This is a genomic window from Algoriphagus confluentis (assembly GCF_036245625.1).
GTDB classification, from domain to species: domain Bacteria; phylum Bacteroidota; class Bacteroidia; order Cytophagales; family Cyclobacteriaceae; genus Algoriphagus; species Algoriphagus confluentis.
Genome location: NZ_BTPD01000003.1, coordinates 195,856 through 214,769, shown reverse-complemented (window position 1 = coordinate 214,769; position 18,914 = coordinate 195,856). Strand labels below are relative to the sequence as shown.

At 43.7% G+C, this 18,914-nt stretch carries 20 protein-coding genes; 9 read left to right on the top strand and 11 right to left on the bottom strand.

Going from position 1 to position 18,914, the window contains the following annotated elements; genetic code table 11:
- Nucleotides 1-9: 9 nt before the first annotated feature.
- Nucleotides 10-912 carry a histone deacetylase family protein gene (locus tag AAA943_RS05650; RefSeq protein ID WP_338223255.1) on the bottom strand — a complete coding sequence of 301 codons (903 nt, stop codon included), beginning with the start codon at nt 910-912 and terminating at the stop codon, nt 10-12.
- Between the two features lie 57 nt (nt 913-969).
- On the bottom strand, nt 970-1,527 hold the full coding sequence (locus AAA943_RS05645; RefSeq protein WP_338223254.1) for a uroporphyrinogen-III synthase: 558 nt from the start codon (nt 1,525-1,527) through the stop codon (nt 970-972).
- An 89-nt stretch (nt 1,528-1,616) separates the two neighbouring features.
- Here AAA943_RS05645 and AAA943_RS05640 point away from each other — a divergent pair, with 89 nt between their 5' ends.
- Nucleotides 1,617-2,057, top strand: a complete 441-nt coding sequence (locus tag AAA943_RS05640; protein ID WP_338223253.1) for an AlbA family DNA-binding domain-containing protein — start codon at nt 1,617-1,619, stop codon at nt 2,055-2,057.
- On the opposite strand, the gene AAA943_RS05635 is transcribed toward AAA943_RS05640, so the two are convergent.
- Nucleotides 2,047-2,406 carry a phage holin family protein gene (locus AAA943_RS05635; protein WP_338223252.1) on the bottom strand — a complete coding sequence of 120 codons (360 nt, stop codon included), beginning with the start codon at nt 2,404-2,406 and terminating at the stop codon, nt 2,047-2,049. The genes AAA943_RS05640 and AAA943_RS05635 overlap by 11 nt on opposite strands.
- A gap of 142 nt (nt 2,407-2,548) precedes the next feature.
- Between AAA943_RS05635 and AAA943_RS05630 the strand changes: the two genes are divergently transcribed.
- Nucleotides 2,549-3,298: an acyl-CoA desaturase gene (locus AAA943_RS05630; RefSeq protein WP_338223251.1), complete on the top strand. Its 750-nt coding sequence runs from the start codon at nt 2,549-2,551 to the stop codon at nt 3,296-3,298.
- A gap of 172 nt (nt 3,299-3,470) precedes the next feature.
- On the top strand, nt 3,471-3,800 hold the full coding sequence (locus AAA943_RS05625; RefSeq protein WP_338223250.1) for a BlaI/MecI/CopY family transcriptional regulator: 330 nt from the start codon (nt 3,471-3,473) through the stop codon (nt 3,798-3,800).
- A 62-nt stretch (nt 3,801-3,862) separates the two neighbouring features.
- Here AAA943_RS05625 and AAA943_RS05620 read toward each other — a convergent pair whose 3' ends face one another.
- Nucleotides 3,863-7,093: a S41 family peptidase gene (locus AAA943_RS05620; protein ID WP_338223249.1), complete on the bottom strand. Its 3,231-nt coding sequence runs from the start codon at nt 7,091-7,093 to the stop codon at nt 3,863-3,865.
- Nucleotides 7,094-7,270: 177 nt separating this feature from the next.
- Here AAA943_RS05620 and tyrS point away from each other — a divergent pair, with 177 nt between their 5' ends.
- Both tyrS and AAA943_RS05610 read left to right on the top strand, forming a co-directional pair.
- Entirely contained in the window at nt 7,271-8,563 is a 1,293-nt protein-coding gene (gene tyrS, locus AAA943_RS05615; protein ID WP_338223248.1) for a tyrosine--tRNA ligase, read from the top strand.
- A gap of 137 nt (nt 8,564-8,700) precedes the next feature.
- The gene (locus AAA943_RS05610) at nt 8,701-9,396 is read left to right on the top strand and encodes a TetR/AcrR family transcriptional regulator (RefSeq protein ID WP_338223247.1); all 696 of its coding nucleotides are present in this window, start codon (nt 8,701-8,703) and stop codon (nt 9,394-9,396) included.
- Between the two features lie 41 nt (nt 9,397-9,437).
- Here AAA943_RS05610 and AAA943_RS05605 read toward each other — a convergent pair whose 3' ends face one another.
- Nucleotides 9,438-9,860, bottom strand: coding sequence for a hypothetical protein (locus AAA943_RS05605; protein ID WP_338223246.1), 423 nt, complete (start codon nt 9,858-9,860; stop codon nt 9,438-9,440).
- Between the two features lie 81 nt (nt 9,861-9,941).
- Nucleotides 9,942-10,913: a zinc-dependent alcohol dehydrogenase family protein gene (locus AAA943_RS05600; protein WP_338223245.1), complete on the bottom strand. Its 972-nt coding sequence runs from the start codon at nt 10,911-10,913 to the stop codon at nt 9,942-9,944.
- 109 nt (nt 10,914-11,022) lie between these two features.
- Here AAA943_RS05600 and AAA943_RS05595 point away from each other — a divergent pair, with 109 nt between their 5' ends.
- The 4 genes from AAA943_RS05595 to AAA943_RS05580 are packed head-to-tail and all read left to right on the top strand — an operon-like array spanning nt 11,023 to nt 14,924.
- Complete coding sequence (locus AAA943_RS05595) at nt 11,023-11,790, top strand: SDR family NAD(P)-dependent oxidoreductase (protein WP_338223244.1); 768 nt, start codon at nt 11,023-11,025, stop codon at nt 11,788-11,790.
- A gap of 3 nt (nt 11,791-11,793) precedes the next feature.
- The gene (locus AAA943_RS05590; protein WP_338223243.1) at nt 11,794-13,017 is read left to right on the top strand and encodes an acyl-CoA dehydrogenase family protein; all 1,224 of its coding nucleotides are present in this window, start codon (nt 11,794-11,796) and stop codon (nt 13,015-13,017) included.
- Nucleotides 13,010-14,038: a phosphotransferase family protein gene (locus AAA943_RS05585; RefSeq protein ID WP_338223242.1), complete on the top strand. Its 1,029-nt coding sequence runs from the start codon at nt 13,010-13,012 to the stop codon at nt 14,036-14,038. The genes AAA943_RS05590 and AAA943_RS05585 overlap by 8 nt, the downstream gene beginning before the upstream one ends.
- A gap of 4 nt (nt 14,039-14,042) precedes the next feature.
- Complete coding sequence (locus tag AAA943_RS05580) at nt 14,043-14,924, top strand: 3-hydroxyacyl-CoA dehydrogenase (protein WP_338223241.1); 882 nt, start codon at nt 14,043-14,045, stop codon at nt 14,922-14,924.
- Here the strand turns inward: AAA943_RS05580 and trmB are convergent.
- From trmB to AAA943_RS05555, 5 genes are read right to left on the bottom strand one after another with little or no spacing between them, the layout of a single operon-like run.
- The gene (gene trmB, locus AAA943_RS05575; RefSeq protein ID WP_338223240.1) at nt 14,914-15,576 is read right to left on the bottom strand and encodes a tRNA (guanosine(46)-N7)-methyltransferase TrmB; all 663 of its coding nucleotides are present in this window, start codon (nt 15,574-15,576) and stop codon (nt 14,914-14,916) included. The two genes, AAA943_RS05580 and trmB, sit on opposite strands and share 11 nt — an antisense overlap.
- Nucleotides 15,577-16,866 (bottom strand): bifunctional folylpolyglutamate synthase/dihydrofolate synthase, encoded by a 1,290-nt coding sequence (locus tag AAA943_RS05570; RefSeq protein ID WP_338223239.1) that lies wholly within the window; start codon nt 16,864-16,866, stop codon nt 15,577-15,579. It abuts the gene before it with no gap.
- A 3-nt stretch (nt 16,867-16,869) separates the two neighbouring features.
- A complete protein-coding gene (locus AAA943_RS05565) occupies nt 16,870-17,829 on the bottom strand; it encodes an energy transducer TonB (RefSeq protein ID WP_338223238.1) in 960 nt (319 codons plus the stop codon).
- Between the two features lies 1 nt (nt 17,830).
- Nucleotides 17,831-18,223 (bottom strand): ExbD/TolR family protein, encoded by a 393-nt coding sequence (locus AAA943_RS05560; protein WP_338218798.1) that lies wholly within the window; start codon nt 18,221-18,223, stop codon nt 17,831-17,833.
- A gap of 1 nt (nt 18,224) precedes the next feature.
- A complete protein-coding gene (locus AAA943_RS05555; RefSeq protein WP_338218799.1) occupies nt 18,225-18,914 on the bottom strand; it encodes a MotA/TolQ/ExbB proton channel family protein in 690 nt (229 codons plus the stop codon).

Below are 18,914 nucleotides of genomic sequence, written 5' to 3'. Positions count from 1 at the left end.
AGTTAAGACTCAGAAAAACAAATCTTGGGCTAATCTAAAGACCTGTGCATGGGCGTCGATGATATCTTTGATTCTAGCAGAGTAGCCTCCACCCATGCAGCACATCACCGGCACTTGGATGGATTGGGCAAGAGAAAGGACAAGCTTGTCTCTCTGTAGAATCCCTGCATGGGAAAGCCCAAGTCTGCCCAATTTATCCGTCTCCAATACATCTACCCCAGATTGATACAGGATAAAATCCGGGACAAATCTCCTCAGGATATGGTCGAGATTTTTCTCTAAAATCCTGAGGTATTCCGTATCCTTGATTCCATCGGGGAGCCCCACGTCCAAATCCGATTTTTCTTTGCGATGGGGATAGTTTTTCTCCCCGTGCATACTGAAGGTGAATACCTCGGATTTGGCTCTGAAAATCTCAGCAGTCCCGTTGCCTTGATGGACATCCAAGTCTACGATCAGGATCTTGCGGGCATACCCATGGTCCAACAGGTAATTTGCTGTGATTGCCAGGTCGTTTAGCAGACAAAATCCTTCACCTCTGTCGGTGAAGGCGTGATGAGTACCTCCGGCTATATTCATCCCAATACCAAACTCCATGGCAAACAAAGCCGCTTGGACTGAACCGCCTGCTATCTGAATCTCCCGCTCGACAAGTTGCGGACTGAGAGGGAACCCCGTTGCTCTGATTTCGGCCTTACTCAGGTTTTGTTTTTTGAGTTTGGTAAAATAAGCTTCATCATGAGTATTGAGAATCCATTTTTCATCCAGCATCTCCGGAACAAAAAAATTGTCTTCACTTACTGTCCCCTCATAGAGCAATTGCTCGGGAAGCAGTGAATATTTTTCCATCGGAAATCGATGATCCTCAGGTAGAGGATGGGAATAAAGGGGTGACCAAGCTATTTTGAGCATGAAAAAAACGCTGATTTAGTAACCAGCGTCTCAAGAGGTTGTTCAAAATCCATTCTTCTAAATCTCATCTTCTTCAGTCTGGAATGAGTACATCGTGTCATCCAAGACCAAGGTGTCCTCATTGAATTCTGTCACGAATTTAGATATCACTTTTTCATTGATCTCATCTACGTTTAAGGCTGCATCCAATCCGATTCCATAGTCATGATTTGTGTCCAAATCGATAAACTCCTGAACTTTGACTGATTCTTCCTCCTCCAGTTCCATGATGATTTCGGTTATAAACCACCCGATTTCTTCTTCTTCACTGGATAAAGGCTTAAGATTTCCTTCTTCGTCTTCTTCGTAGTTGATGCCTTTGAAGTTGGGAAATTTTTTAGCTGCTTCGTGCTCAGCCAATTCATATACCTCACTGGAATGATGAAGCCTTAAGGTATATAAAGCAGCATCATAGATCACTTTTTTCCCTTCAAACATTCCAATGAACCAAAAATTAACAAACTCTTCAGAGTTTCCATCATCAGGAATGATCTTGTGATTTTTTCCTGCTCGCGAAAGTTCTTTTTCTAACTTTTCAATGTTTTGGGGATCAAACCCAGGGTTTTCAAAATGCATAAAGTAAAAATTTTAGTTTTTCTTTGGGTGAGCCTTGACTTAATCGAATTGGTCTTGTTATCTAATCAAAAAGAAAATAAAGGAATAAAATGAATCCAACAAAATTTGATGAAGATTTTGTTAAAAATTTAATCAAACAAAAAGAAGGTAAGTCCCTGGATTTCAAAAACAAAATCACGTCCAAAGAAAAAATAGCCAAAACTCTAGTTGCTTTTGCAAATACCATTGGGGGATTTCTAGTAATCGGTGTGACTGATAAAAGACAAATCCGGGGCATTGATCCTGAAGAAGAGAAATACATGATCGATGCCGCCAACCAAATCCACTGCCTGCCACAGGTCAAAATTAGCCATCATGAAATCAAGATGACTAACCCCGATTTTCCCGAAAACGCTGAAGAAGAGGAAATCACTTTGCTCCTGGTGTGGGTCGATCCCCATCCCCAAGCCCCAGTTAAATATAAAACCACCCTTGGAGAGGAAATCACCTACATCCGCCAAGGTGACCGAACGGTAGCACTCAGAAATTAAAACTTATTCCAAAAATACCGTTAATAATGCTCAGGACAATCGCAAATCCCAAAGCCCACCAAAATCCATCCACTGTAAATCCGGGAATAAAATATGCAGCAATCAAGACGACAGCGGCATTGATGACCAAAAGAAACAGCCCGAAAGTCAATAGAGTAACAGGAAGGGTCAGGATAATCAGGATGGGCTTGATGGTGAAATTGATTAATATGATCACACCTGCAAGGATAAATCCAGTCACCCAAGAGTCAAGTTGAGTTCCACTAAGCAATAGATCGGCAATCAATACGGAAATCCCACCTACCAGTATTTTGGTAAGGATAGAGGTTGGTTTATTGGTTTGTTCCATAAGCTTGAAGATAGGTTCAGAAAATTTATCGAAAAAAAACTGATTAAAATCAGATCATTTCATCGAGTGACAAGTTAAACTTGTTCGGGATAAATAAAATCCTGCCTGTTATATTTGTCATCTAAATCTAAAAGTAACCCGAGTGATTATTATTATCTTCTTCCTACTTCACTGGTATTTCTCTTTGTTTTGCCAGAGTTTCTTCCTCCATCGCTATGCTGCTCATCAAATGTTTGTGATGAATAAGTATTGGGAAAAGTTCTTTTACTTCTTTACGTGGATTTGGCAAGGCAGCTCTTACCTTTCTCCCAGAGCCTATGCCATCCTTCACCGCATGCATCATGCCTATTCGGATACCCCCAAGGATCCCCACAGCCCTCATCATACAGAAAACCTGTTTACCATGATGTGGAAAACAAAAAATATTTACAACGATTACTTCAGCTTCAGACTGAAGCCTGAAGAACGGTTCTCCAAAGATATTCCAGACTGGAATGCCTTTGATAGATTTGCCGACAGTATGGCTGTAAGAGTAGGTTGGGGCTTACTATACGTTTTGATCTATGTCTTATGTATTTCTGTCTTTGAATTGCCCGGGACACACTGGTGGATGTATTTCTTATTGCCTATCCATTTTTTGATGGGACCGGTACATGGAGCCATTGTAAACTGGAGCGGGCACAAATATGGGTATGCGAACTTTGACAACAACGACAAATCGAAAAACAGCCTTCTTCTGGATGTATTGATGCTGGGTGAGCTTTTCCAAAACAACCACCACAAACTACCCAACAGACCCAATTTTGCGGTGAAGTGGTACGAATTTGATCCTACTTACCCCATCGTAAAGCTGCTCCACAGTACGGGCATCATCAAGTTAAAGACTGTGTAAAGCCCTTGATTAAGTAGCCTTTTAAAAAAAAGGCTATTTTTTTTAAAAATTTATTCTGCTGAATATCAGTATTTTATAAAAATTTCAACTAAATACTAATACTATTAAGAATTTTTTTTTGCATTTGAGAAACTAAAGCTCTAATTTTCTATCACATTAAAACTTAACATATATGAAACCATTAACCAGAGCAGAAGAGGAAATTATGCAGATCCTCTGGGATATTGAGCGAGGCTTCGTTAAAGATATCCTTTCACCCATGACTGAGCCTAAGCCAGCTTACAACACAGTTTCTACGATCGTTAGGATTCTGGAAAGAAAAGGCTTTGTCAGTCACAAATCCTATGGCAAAAGCCATGAGTATTTTCCTATTGTATCAAAAGATGAGTACCGAACATTCATCATCAAAAGAATGCTAGAAGGATACTTCGATAGCTCTTTTGCAAAATTGACTCAGTTTTTCAAGAATGACGAATCACTGAACTCCAAGCAATACCAGTAAATACTTCTTGTGGATAAGCATTAAAAAGACCCGATCAGAATTCTGACCGGGTCTTTTTCTGTTCAATTGACTTCTTTTAACAGCTCTTCCACTGCTTTTTCCAACTGTTGATCGATTCCCCGATCGATTTTGCCGGGCATATTCTTCACTTCAAACTGGGGCTTGGTCTCCTTATTTTCCAGCCAGTCTCCGGACTTGTCCTTGGTAGAAATCGGAACCGCTCCCCATCGCACTCCGTTGGGTAGCATTTCCCATCCCGCAAAACTGCAAGTCCCCGGAGTAGGCATACCCACCGTTTTTCCGATCTTCAAATCCGTATATCCACAGGCAAAACAGTGACCATCCGAATAATTGGCTTCATTAAACATAGCCAAAGTAGGCTTGGTCCATCGAGAAGTCGGCTCTCCTCCCACCAGCTTATCTTCAGTAGCATAAGTTAAGAAGCTTTCTCCAGTAAAAAACATCGCCAAATCTGCCACCAAATCTCCTCCTCCATTAAATCGGGTGTCCACGATGACTGCCTCTTTTTCATAATACTTACCCATCATCTCATCAAATACATTTCGATAAGGCCCATCACTCATCCCTGGAATATGCACGTATCCCAGCTTGCCACCACTCAACTTCTCCACCTCTTCCTGATTTTTTCTTACCCATCTTTTATATAACAACTGTCCTTCAGCTCCTAGGGAAATCGGCTTCACTGTATATTGACTTCTCGTCCCATTGGCCGGATCCAACACCTCAATCAAAGTAAACTTGTCCGACTTTCGGTTGAGCATTTTGGCATAGTCCAAATCCCGACTGATCAACTCACCATCTACTCTTTCGATAATCATCCCTGCACTGATTGGAATGTCTGCCTTATCCAAAGGACCTCCTTTAATGACCTCAGTAATTTTTAAGCCATTTCCCTCAAACCCATAATCAAAGAATATCCCTAAAGATGCGGTAGCATCCTCCATGGGTACGGTCCTGGAATATCTCGCTCCAGCATGGGAGACATTTAACTCACCCAGCATTTCAGAAAGCATTTCAGCCATTTCATATCCATTTCCAATGTGCGGAAGGTATTTTCTGTATTCTGGAAGAATAGCATCCCAATCTACACCATGCATATCCGGAGTGTAAAACATCCCCTTTGTTCTCAGCCAAACATGCTCAAACAAATGAGCCGTTTCCGCATTTTTATCAAAAGTCATTTCCCCGGAGATTTTGATGGATTCTCTTTTCATCCCTTCCGGATTAATTTTTGAGATTGATCCGCCTGCCAGCAAAAAGAGGTTTTTTTGGTCTTTATCCCATTCCAGCCTACCGGAATTGGCATCGAGTTTTATCTCCAATTTGGTTTCTTTGGTCCTCAGATTGGTGGACCAGAGATCCATGCCTTTTTCAAATCGAGCTAGGTAAAAAAGCTTTTCTCCATCCTTAGAAAGCACTGCATCTCCCATAGAGGAGGAATGAATAGTCAAACGGGCCTTTCGATCCTCAAATCCATCCCAATTGAAAGAAATAGGTTCTGCTTCTTTTGCCTTTGACTTATCCTCTTTTTTCTCTTCTCCATTTTCAGATTTCTTTGATTTTTCCATTTCCTTGAGCAAGTCAAATTCTTCTTTGCTCAATCGGAATTTGTCCCAAGATGCCTGATCAAAGAATAGCGTATATACATCTTCTTCCATTCTACCGCTCGTAGCATAACTCCTCAGACCATCTTTATTGGAAAACCAAATGACCTGCTTTCCGTCCCCTATCCACTTGGCATTGTCATCCGAATAGCCACTCAAGGTCAGATTTCGCATCTTTTCTTTTCCGGAAGCATCAAGCAGAACCACTTCAGAATTGGTCATGGTAGGACGATAGCTCGCCAAAAGCCATCGACTATCCGGACTCCAGGTAAAATATTGGTCTCCATCTCGCATGTGGAAAAGCAAATCTGGTCCCATCAAAGTCACAGTGGATTTGGTGGTCAAATCCATCACTTTCAAGCTTCTTCTTCCCTCAACATAAGCCAATTTCTTTCCATCTGGAGAGAATTTTGGCAAATAGACATCAGTATCCAAACTAATCAAAGGCTCTTCCTTGATCAGGGTTGAAGCAAAAAAGAAAGGTTCTTCAGCCCGTACTTTGGAGCTCTTAAAAATCTGCCACTTCCCTTCTCTTTCTGATGCATAGACTAAAGACTTCCCATCTGGGGCAAACTCCAGAAACCGCTCCTGCTCAGGAGTTTGTGTGATTCTTTTGGTCATGGAGCCATCTACTGCCGTCACAAACACTTCACCTCGGGCAATAAAGGCGATTTCCTTACCATCGGGCGAGACCACCATTTCCTGAACTCCCCCGTTGATAGAAATGTATTGATCCAAATTAGAAATCGCCTGAGTAGCCAGGGAAATTTCAAGTTTCTTAGGCTGTTCACCTTTTCTCAGGGTGTAGAGCTCACCATCAAAGCTGAAACTCATCAAACCATTTTGGGCTATCGAAAGGAAGCGAACTGGAAAATTGGAAAAGTTGGTAAGCGCTGAACTTTGACTGGGATTGTCAAGAGCCATACTGAATACATTGAAACTGCCAGAGGCTTCACTGAGATAAAATATCTCATTTTCATCTGGAGAAAATACCGGATTACGGTCTTCTCCATAGAAAGAAGTCAGCATTTGATGGGTATTGGTAGCTCCATCATACATCCATATATCCCTTGCGATTCCGGACTGGTGATGCTTTCTCCATTCATTTTCTCCACCCTTCTTATCCTGATAGATCATCTTGGATCCATCTTTGGAGGCCTGAACATATTCGGCAGGCAAAGTCCAAATCTGGTCTACACGGCCTCCCTTTTTACTTACTTGATATAGTTCAGGCTGAGAACCGGTAGGATACTGTCTATGCGAGGCAATGTCCAATCTGGATGCACCAAAAATTACCTTTTCATTGTCCGCACTGAAGTCAAAAGGTTGCTCATCATGGGAATGATAAGTCAGTCTGGTGGCTTCCCCACCATCAGCAGCCATCACAAAAACATCAAAATTGCCATACCGATCGGAAGCAAAGGCAATCTGTTTTCCATCCTTAGACCATACTGGCTTGAAATCATGCGCTTCGTGAAAAGTAAGCTGTGTTGCTTTTCCGCCAGAACTCGGCACCAAATAAAGATCGCCTTTGTAAGTAAATGCTATCTGCTCTCCGTCGGGTGAAATAGAAGGATATCGAAGCCATAGTGGAGAAGTCTGAGCGAAGGCTGCATCGGATAAAATCAAAAACAAGCCAAAAACAAGGACTTTGAAGAGTTTTCTCATAGTTAAATCATTTCGAATTCTTCAAAATAAGCACTTTTCTCTTGGATCTAATTCAAGTTTTTTTCAATCCTGTTGCATAGAATACTGATGGGATTTGCAGAGCGAATTTAATGGGCAGCCTTCCATATTCCTTAAGAGACCCTATATTTGCGCCATTGTAAAAAAGACCCCAAAAGAATGAATTCATTTATTGAAGAACTGAAATGGAGAGGAATGGTACAGGATATGACTCCTGAACTGGCAGAGCATTTGGACAAAGGCATGGCCTCTGCCTATCTGGGATTTGACCCCACCGCAGATTCCCTTCATATCGGTCATTTGGTAGGGGTAATGACGCTGCTTCACTTTCAAAGATCCGGACACAAGCCATTTGCCCTAGTGGGGGGTGCTACGGGGATGATCGGTGACCCCTCTTTCAAATCAGCCGAAAGAAACTTATTGGACAAAGCTACCTTGGATCAAAACGTAGCCTGCATCCAAAACCAACTTTCCAAGTTCTTGGACTTTTCAGGAGACTCAGCCAACAAGGCCGAACTGGTCAATAATTACGACTGGATATCTCAATTTTCCTTTTTGGAATTTATCCGGGATGTCGGAAAGCACATCACAGTCAACTACATGATGTCCAAAGATAGTGTCAAAAGACGACTGGAAGACGGGAGCGGGCTTTCCTTTACCGAATTCAGCTATCAATTGATCCAAGGCTACGACTTCTATCATCTCTGGAAAAACAAGAATTGCACCGTGCAACTCGGAGGTTCGGACCAATGGGGAAATATTGTGACGGGTACCGAACTTATCCGCAGAATGGGCGGTGGAAGTGCCTATGCCTTGACAGTCCCTTTGATCACCAAGGCCGATGGATCCAAGTTTGGAAAAACTGAAAGTGGGTCTGTTTGGCTGGATCCGGAAAAAACCTCTCCATATGCTTTCTACCAGTTTTGGCTGAATGTATCTGACGAAGATGCTTCCAAGTACATCCGGATATTTACCACTTTGTCCAAAGAGGAAATAGAAGCGCTCGAGACCCAGCATGCCCAAGCACCTCACCTGCGCTTGCTTCAAAAAGAAATAGCCAAGCAGGTCACCACAATGGTGCACAGTCCTGAGGACTACGAAATGGCAGTGAAGGCGTCAGAAATACTCTTTGGGAAATCCTCTACCAAGGACTTGGCCTCTCTGGATGAGCGAACCTTTTTGGCCGTTTTCGAAGGAGTTCCCCAAGTTCAACTTTCGTCTTCAGACTACGCTGAAATTGACCAAGTGTTGGAGCTTTTCGGTGAAAAAACTCAAGGTCAGATTTTCCCATCCAAAGGAGAAGCAAGAAAAATGATTCAGGGAGGTGGACTGAGTATAAATAAAGAAAAAGTCAATGATCCTAATGGGGCCTTGAACTTTGATTTGCTACAAGGAAAATATTTGTTGATTCAAAAAGGAAAAAAGAACTACTTCATCCTGGAAGTAAAGTAAGCCCTTGGAATTCAAGAGAAAGGGCCTAAATGAATGCTCTTAGGCCTTTTTTTATTCCTTTGCTTCAACGATCGCCTACAATTATTGACCCGAATTTAATATCTTTGAACTCCTTTTTGACTCAATATTTTTAACTCATGGCCGGAGAAAAAAACAAAGAAAAACTCATCCTCGACTCAGCGGTTGCCCTTTTTACCACCAAAGGATATTCAGCAACCCGAATGGAAGATGTAGCCAAAAAAGCGGGCATCTCTAAGGGGCTGACCTACTTTTATTACAAAAACAAAGAAGATCTCTTCATGGCTCTGACCAAAAAAGCTTTTGACCAATTCCGGGAAGAATTCCGGGAAGTGCTGAGAACCAAAGGCAAGAATGGTTTGGAAATGATCACTGATTTGGCTGAAAAAGTCATCCTATTCTCAAAAAATCACCCCGTTTATTATCAAGCAATCCTCAATTTTCTGGATGTGCTTAGAAAATACAACCATGCCAGTCTGAGGAAAGAAATTGATCCTCTGATCTTGGATTCCATCCACTTTCACAAGCTTTTGGAGGTGCATCATGAGCCGGTAAGAATGGGAATACAGATGATTTCGCAAGGAATCAAAGATGGCAGTATTCGTCCAGAGTTGCAGCCGGAGATCACCTTCTACATGATATGGGGTATGCTGATCGGCTATGAAAAAATGGTGGGGCCGATCGAATACGAAGGAAAAGAAACCAAGGTCAGTCCGGATGCCTGGAAGCCAGGCTGCATCCGATTGATGCAGGATATGCTAAGGGGAACGATTCAAGCCTCCAAGCCCCAAGTAGTTCAAGCCAGCTTATTTTAAAAGAAAGTCTGTCCCGTAATTCCGAGACAGACTTTTTCTTTCTACCTGCTTTTCCAGAGCTCTTTCAGTTGATGTCCATTGACCAATAGTACAAATCGGGCCGGATTGGGCACCAAGACGATTCTCATGTCTACTTTTCCCAATTGATCGGATTCGATCGGGACACCTTCTGATCCACTTACTTCGTAGGTAACCACCCCAGATGCATCTGGAAGCATTTCTTTATAATGATTGGCCAAATAGGCAGTTGGCAGCAAAATATCCGTATCGGACTTCAATTTGGCGTAAATCTTCTCCAGCTCAGGCTCTAATACACTTTCATAGGCTTCATTGAAATCATCCTCCAAATCGTGCAGTTCTTCCTCCAGATCATCATAGCTTTCATCGCTATAATCCATCTGATGGAGTAGATTTCTTTTTTTGACCAGTTCGGTAAGTTGCTTATCCAGCTGTTCCCAATTCATGAAGCTTCGTTTTTAGATTCTTTGTTATGATTGAAAGGCAAAGATCGGAAATCTTGGTTTTTTACCCGAAGGAATCGGAGATTATTCACTTACCAAAAGAATTTTGCCATTCCTGCCTGGTGTCCCATAGGCTTCTATTGCCGCTTTGAATTCACTCAAGTCAAACTTCCCTGCTACATCTATTTGGGAAGAATTTTGCATCAGGAAGCCAAAGACTTTTCCAAAGGCCTTCATTCTCTGCTCTGCGCTCATTTCTTCTATCCAGGTAGACAGCCAAAAACCACTGATACTGAGATTTTTGAAAATAAGCAAGCCACTATTGACCGGCATATTTTCCAGGGCTAAAGCTCCAAAAACCATCATTTTTCCATTGGACCTTAGACCGGCTAGGGCTTTAGCTCCGAGCATCCCTCCTACTGCATCAAATATGACATGAACTCCTCCATCCGTTTTTTCCGGGATTACTTTTTGGATTTTTTCTGTTTCAGAATTGATTACCAGATCAGCTCCCAGCTGTTCCAGCACTGCTTTCTGGGCATCATTTCGTACCGTAGCTGCCACTTTGATCTTTTTCTGCTTAGCCATTTGGATGGCAAATTTACCAAAGGCCGATGCGCCAGCCGTAATCAACAACCATTGCCCCTCCTGAAGCCCGGATTCTTCCAACATCCCAAATGCCGTCATCGGATTGACAAAAGCTTGACAGGCGACTTCATCGGGCATCCCTTCCGGAACAGGAATCACAAGGGAAGCAGGAAGACAAAGGTATTCTCTCCAAGTCCCAATGGCCGTAAACATCACCCGGGTGCCTTTCTTTACTTTTCCTTCCTGATCTCCCATCTCTATTATTCCACTGGCCTCAAATCCTGCACTACTCGGGAGTCGGGGGGTAATCCCATACATCCCCTGAATAAACATGAGATCGGAAGGATTGATGTTTCGGGCAGTGACCCGGATCAAAACTTCATCTGCTTTTGGAGTTGGAATAGGACTTTCTTTCATTTGGAGAACCTCCAAAGGCAATCCGGGCTGATCGAAAATAATTTCTTTCATAAGTTAAAATAGTCTTTGATTTTGAGATGATTTGAATTTGGAAACCCTTAGTTTTAGTTTTTAAACTTTTATTTTTTTTATCTTAAGCGAGTAATATAACCCAAAACGCATGGATTTATCATCTGTTTTTTCTCTAAACGGAAAAGTCGCTCTCATTACCGGAGCTAGTAAAGGTATAGGATTAGGCATCGCTGAAATATTCGCAGCGGCCGGAGCAAGAGTCGTTATCAGCAGCAGAAAGCAGGATGCACTCGATGAAGTTGCCAACCAGCTCCGGGCCAAGGGCTATGAGGCTACCGGAGTGGCCTGTAACGTCGGAAATATGAACGAGCTCCCGGGACTTGTGGAAAAAACGGTTGAAATCTACGGAGGCTTGGACATCTTAGTCAATAATGCCGCTTCCAATCCTGTCTTTGGCCCGGTTCATGAGACCAGTCTTGAGGCCTTCGACAAGATCATGAATGTCAATGTCAAAGCAGCCTTTGAACTCTGCAGACTTTGCTTTCCGCACCTTCGGAAATCCTCCCATGCCTCTGTGATCAATATCTCCTCGATTGGAGGAATCTCTCCCGAGCAGGGCTTGGGCATCTATTCCGTGTCCAAAGCAGCCTTGATCTCCCTGACCAAGGTATTTGCCAAGGAATGGGGTGATGCCAAAATCCGGGTCAATGCCATCTGCCCTGGCCTGATTCAGACCAAATTCTCAGAAGCCCTCTGGTCCAATGAAAAAATCATGGAAATGATCATCAAGCAGCTTGCCATCAAGCGGGCAGGCACCAGCGAAGAGATCGGAGCGATGGCTTTGTTTTTGGCTTCTTCTGCCTCTTCCTACACCACAGGAGGCGTATTTACAGCAGATGGAGGATTTACGATTTAAGCAATGAGCCTATCTAGTCTTTCCCCTATTGCTCCATCAGCACTCTCCGGCCTTTTGGAAAAGTATCGCGATTTTGTGGAGAAAAAGCTATTTCCAATTGACCTTGAAGCGGTCAAAGGTCCGTTCACCTCCTTCCTTCCCCAACTTCAGACTCTCCGGGAAGAAGCCAAAGCCTTGGGCCTTTTTGCTCCACACCTTTCTCAAGAAGAAGGAGGAGTAGGTTTGAATTTGGTTCAGTTTGCCAGGGTGTCTGAAATCTTGGGGCAAAGTCCCATCGGGCATTATGTCTTCAATTGTGCAGCACCAGACATCGGCAATATGGAATTGCTTCAAATGTTTGGTTCAGCTGAACAAAAAAAGACCTGGTTAGTCCCACTTCAAAAAGGTCAAATCAGAAGCTGTTTTGCCATGACAGAGCCTCAATTGGCAGGAAGTAATCCTGTGCATTTGGCTACTACAGCTGTAAGAGATGGAGATAATTATTTGATCAATGGACACAAATGGTTTACCACAGCAGCAGATGGAGCCAGATTCACCATTGTGATGGCAGTCACCAATCCTGAGGCCCCTTCCCCCTATCAGCGGGCAAGTATGATTATCGTTCCTCTCAATAATCCCGGATTCAAACTGATAAGGAATATCCCCATCATGGGTGAGGCAGGCGAAGATTACCTTTCCCATGCTGAGGTGAAATTTGAAAATTGCCGGGTTCCCGCTTCAAATTTGATCGGCGAGGAAGGTCAAGGATTTGCCTTGGCACAGGAAAGACTCGGTCCGGGAAGAATTCATCATTGCATGCGTTGGATCGGAATTGCCGAGCGTGCTTTTGATATGATGTGCAGAAGGGCAATGACTAGGGAATTGGACATGGGAAAGCCACTTTCAGAAAAACAAACCATCCAAAATTGGATCGCTGAAAGCCGGGCTGAGATCAAGGCAAGCCGGTTGATGGTACTAGACACGGCCGAGAAAATGCAGGAGCTAGGTGCAAAAGCGGTTCGGGAAGATATTTCAACCATCAAATTCTTTGTTGCTGATGTCTTGATGAAGGTGATCGATCGATCCATACAGGTTCATGGAGCTTTGGGAATCACCGACGACACCCTGTTATCGTTTTGGTATCGGCACGAGCGAGGAGCGAGGATCTACGATGGTCCGGACGAGGTACATAAATCCTCTTTGGCAAAGAGTATTTTGAAGTCTTATCAAAAAAAAGCCGATGGATAACCCAAGAGATTTTTCCAAGCTGAAAAAGCATCTTCAGGAACGGCTCTATTGGAAACCGGAAGAAATCGGAATAACCCAAATTGCAGGGGGCTTTTCCAATCTGACTTTTCAGATCGAAACCCCTTTAGGAAAATTTGCGATGAGAAGACCTCCCTACGGAGAAAAAATCAGCAAAGCTCATGACATGGCCAGGGAATGCAATATCCTGGTGGCATTGGAGAAAGCTGGGTACCCAAAAGCACCCAAGCCTATTCTTCTTTTCGAGGATGAAGACATCATCGGGGCCCCTTTTTTCATCATGGAGTTTGTTGATGGATTGGTCTTAAGAAATAGAAACCCCACTGGTATGCTTCCCTCTGCAGAAGAGTTTGAACTTTTATCCAAAAACACTGTGGATTGTCTCTTGGAACTTCACCTTTTAGAGCTAAAAAATTCAGGACTGATCCATTTAGGGAAGCCTGAGGGCTATATCCAAAGGCAAGTAGAGGGCTGGATTGACCGATATTTCCGGGCAAAAACGAATAATCTACCAGAAATGGAAAAAGTGGCGGATTGGATGAAATCCAACAGACCGGAAAAGGAAAATGTGGGATTTATCCACAATGACTTCAAATACGACAATGTGGTAGTCAATCGGGATAGATTGACCGAAATCAAGGCTGTGTTAGATTGGGAAATGGCCACAGTCGGAGATCCTTTGATGGATTTGGGGACTTCTTTAGCCTATTGGGCTCAGGAAGATGATCCGGATATCCTGAAAATGTTTAACCTTACCCATCTTCCGGGAAACATGACCCGTGCCGAGGTAATCCACTATTATGATATTAAAAGCCCTTTGGATCTGAGCAACATGCTTTTCTTTTATGTCTTTGGATTGTTCAAGGTGGGTGTAATTGCCCAGCAAATATACAAGCGACACAAGCAGGGATTTGCCAATGACCCCAGGTTTGCGGCCCTTATCCATGTAGTCAATGCTGCAGGAAAAAAAGCAGAACAATCCATTCTCACTGAAAAAATATAAACCCATGAATATCAAAACAATCTGTATTCTCGGAGCAGGAACCTTGGGCTCTCGAGTAGCTTTGCAATCAGCCCTTTCCGGCTTTGAGGTGAAGGTCTATGATCTCACCCAAAAGGCTCTGGATTTTTCCCTTCATACCATGAAAAAAATCCTCCATCAACTAGTCAAAGCGGGACAGTTGGAGGAAAAAGCAATTCCTGAAGTTCTGGGGAAAATTGAATTTACCCTAGATCCAAAAAAAGCCTTGGAAGATGCCGATTTCATCAACGAAAGCGTCACCGAAGAAATTGAGGTCAAAAAGAAAGTCTGGAAGCAGTTTGGAACATTGGCCCCTGAAAAGACCTGGTTCACGACCAATACCTCTTATCTGCTCCCCTCCATGTTTGCTGAAGTTTCAGGTCGCCCAGCCCGTTTTTGCGCCTTTCACTTTCATGATGTGTTCTATTCCAGAGTAGTAGACATCATGCCCCATCCGGGTACTGATCCTCAAATGATTCTTATGCTTGAGGAACTGGGTCGAAAACTCAATCAGGTGCCTGTATTGGTGAAAAAAGAGAATCCAGGATACATTTTCAACACCATGCTCATGGCCCTCATTGGTGCGGCTGGGAAACTCCTGACCAAGGAAGTAGCCTCCATCGAAGACGTGGACCGATCCTGGATGGTCAATTTTCACATGCCAATGGGACCTTTTGGCATATTGGACTCCATTGGTCTCGATACAGCCTGGCATGTGACTCACAAGCTTCCTGATGCAGCCTCTCAGGCATTTGCGAAGCTCTTGAAAGAGAAATATCTGGACCACGGAAAACTGGGAGAAAAATCCGGAGAAGGTTTTTACCAGTACCCTCATCCAGCGTACAAGTCGAAAGACTTTATACTTTAAATCGAAATTTGAGGTACTTGATCTTCTCACCCTTATCTGAAAAAATCTTCTCGTAGCGCGTTTTGATTCCATGGTGGTCATCTTTCATCTCGCTTTGATAAAAGTCATGGGTAAAGGCGATCACCTCAATATCTTCTCGGCCCTGAACCAGCTCCAAGGTATAGTCAAAAAGTCCGGTGTTGTCAGTCTTGAAATGAACCAGGCCTTCTTTTTTGATCATGGGCTTATACATCTCCAGAAACTTGGGTGAAGTAAGTCTGCGCTTTTCATCACCATCCCTTGGAAATGGATCGGGAAAAGTAATCCAAAGTTCAGCTATCTCTCCTTCAGCAAAAAACTGATCCAGATTTTGGATTTGGGTTCTCAGGAAAGCCACATTGTTTAGTCCCTCCGCAGCAGCCGTGGAACTTCCTTTCCAAATTCGGCTTCCTTTGATATCCACTCCGATAAAGTTCTGATGGGGATACTCTCTTCCCAATCCCACGGTAAACTCTCCCCTTCCACAGGCCAATTCCACTACGATAGGATTTTGATTTTGAAATTGGACTTCGTGCCAGTTGCCCTTAATAGTTTCAAAAAGCGGTTTTCCGGCTTGGATTACATTAGGGTTTTTCTCGTTTTCAGCAAAACGAACCAGTTTTTTTCTGCTCATCTAGAGGTCGTCGATTTCTGCGACCACAAAAGTACTCCCTCCCACAAATATCAGGTCATGACTTTGGGCATTTTTTTGGGCAAAAACCAAAGCTTCATTGACAGAAGGAATCACTGATCCTTTCAATCCTGCTTCTTGTGCCTTCTGAGCTAAAATATCGGCTGGCATAGCACGGGGAATCGTCGCCTGGCAAAACACATATTGAGCGTCTTTGGGGAGAATTTCGAGGATTTTTCTCACATCCTTATCCTGAACCATCCCGATTACCATCCACAACTGATGGAAAGAATAAGTCTTAAGTTGAGCCAAAATTTCACGAATTCCAGGTTCGTTATGCCCGGTATCAGCAATGATGGTAGGATTCTCCCCAAGTATTTGCCAACGTCCCTTTAATCCAGTCATGAAAGACACCTCCCTCAAACCTTGGATAAAGGCCTCATCTGAAATCTCCCATCCCATGAGCTTCAACTGATTCACAGCTTCCACTATTCCCGGTAGGTTGTATTTCTGGTAATTTCCCAGAAGGCCAAATTCGAGGTGAAATTGCCTTCCATTGTCCAAAATCAAGTATTTCGCTATTCCCTTAACTTCAGAAGTTACCCTTTCTACATTGATTATCTGATCGGCGAAAATGAGGGTAGCCCCCATTTCTTTGGCCTTTTGTAGAAATACAGGAGTGGTCTCATCCTGAGTTTGACTGATGACCACAGGCACACCTGATTTGATGATTCCTGCCTTTTCACCGGCTATCAATGGAAGAGTCTCCCCCAAGTACTGCTGATGGTCATAGCCAATGTTTGTAATTAGGGACAATTCGGGCAAAATCACATTGGTACTATCCAACCTACCCCCCATCCCTACTTCAATGATGGCGATGTCCACCTCGTTTTTGGCAAAATACCAAAAGGCCATTCCCACCGTCATTTCAAAAAAACTAGGCCTAAGATTCTCCAAAAACTGTCGATTTTCCGCTACAAAATCAACGACGGCACTTTCTTCAATTTCCTGTCCGTTGATTTTGATCCGCTCGGTAAAGGACTTAAGATGAGGGGAAGTGTAAAGGCCTGTTTTATATCCCGCAGCTTGCAAAATTGCCGCCAAAGTATGAGATGTGCTCCCCTTTCCATTGGTTCCTGCGACATGAATGGATTTGAATTTCTGTTCCGGATTCCCAAGGTGAGAACAAAGAGCGAGCGTATTCCCCAGATCTTTTTTGAAAGCGGAATCTCCCACGCGCTGAAACATGGGAAGGGATTGGTAAAGGTAATCCAGCGTTTCTTGGTAGTTCATGAATTAATCTACCTTGATCAAAAAGGTGATTTTTCCTGTAGAAAAATCGGCTGCAGCTGTTCCTCCCGACTTCTTGAACGAAATCTGATTGACCACCTGACGGTAATAGGCCAGCACTTCGTTGGAGACATTGTATTCCAATGGAACCGCCTGTACCACTCGCCCAGCATCATCCACGGTGATTTTAAAAACAATCCGTCCGTTTCGGGTAGAAACTTGGTCATTGATATTCGGTCTGGAAGCAAAATCCCAACCCGCCAAATCCAAACTATAGCCCGAACCCGAATTGGTTCCTTTGCCACTGCCCTCGCCCATAATGGCTCTACCATCCACGGTTCCGGTTGGTTTTCCTTCGTCCCCTTTGGCATTACTACTACCCTGAGCCCCACCGGAGGCGGGAGTTGAGCTTTTGCCTGATGTACCCCCCGCTCCAAAGATCGCTCTTTGGTCAATTTTGGGTTGTTCAGGTGCTTTTTGGGTAGTGGTTTCAGCGTCTGATTTGGCCGGAGTGGTTACCGTTTTTGCAGGTTCGGTTTTGGTCGGTTCTGGTTTTTTGGTCCGCTCAGCGGCTTTTTCCTCTCCTTTGATAGGAGAAGGCTTGGTAGTCACTGCCTGATTTGCAGCAGGTTTGGAGCTAGTCTTTGGTTTTGCAGTTTGGGTCTGAGGACTGGGTGCAGGAGTAGCAGGTTGAGTCACCGCCTGGGCTATTTCTCCGGCTGCGGCCTGTTCAGTGCTTTGAGAGGGAGTCTCGGAGGGAGGATTGGGACTGTTTCGATTACCGGATCCTGTATCAGAAAAACCCAAATTCAACTCCAAACCATAGGTGGGCAAAGGAGGAATGGGCTGTTTCCAAACCACGATAAAATAGAAAGCCAAAAGCAAAAGAACATTGATCACGATGGTGATTACCGTGGATTTTCTTTTACTGTCTTTTTCTATCTGATCGGTATTCCAGGCTTGCATCTTATTTATAGGGTTGAGTGGCTATAGACACATTCGCTTCCAATCCTGCAGCGATTCCGCCTATTTCCACTAAGTGTTCTACGGGAACTTCCTTGTCGATGTGCAAAACTACCTGTCCTTTTTTTCCTTCCAGTAAGGTAGTCAATTCCGACTTCAACTGATCTCTCGATACGACCCGGTCATTGACCGCATAGCGGAGATCCTTGGTCACTGATACGGTAACTTCCTGCATCACAATGTCTGAAGTCTCGCTCGATGGCAGATTGACCGGTAGCCCTGATGGAGTAATGAAGGAAGAGGTCAACATGAAGAAGATCAATAACAGAAAGATAATGTCCGTCATGGAGGACATACTAAATGCTGCTTCTACTTTGTTTTTCTGCTGAAGTCCCATCTTATTTATCCTGCAAAAGGTCTATGAATTCAATAGAAGTATACTCCATGTTGTGAACCAATTTGGAAACCTGGGTAACCAGATAATTGTAACCCAAATAAGCGATAATACCCACCACAAGACCTGTAGCCGTCGTGATCATGGCTTCATAAATACCCATGGAAAGTAATTTGGGAGAGACCATCCCCTCCTCCTGCGCGATGGAAATGAATGCCTGAATCATACCCGTCACCGTCCCAAGGAAGCCGATCATCGGCGCAGCCCCGGCAACGGTGGCCAGAAGACCGAGATTCTTTTCGAGTTTATAGATTTCAATTTTCCCTACGTTTTCGATAGAGACTTCGATGTTTTTCAATGGAGAGCCTATTCGCTCAATTCCTTTGGAAATCATGTTGGCCACAGGGGTATTTTCTCCCATGCACAGTGCCTTGGCTTTTTCAATCTGCCCACTTTGTACCAGTACTTTTACCTGGTCCAACAAGTGGGCTGGAGTTTTGGCAGCCTTTTTCAGCGTGAGCAGTTTTTGCACAAAAATGAAAATAGCCAAGACAAACAACAGGTAAAGGGGAATCATCATGTAACCGCCCTTGATGAGCAGGTCGAGCAATCCGATGTTTTCTTTGGTAGCCTCTAGTGCCAGGCTGTCTGCTGTGGACAAGCTGTCCACGGATAGGGTTTGGAGAAGGGTCAT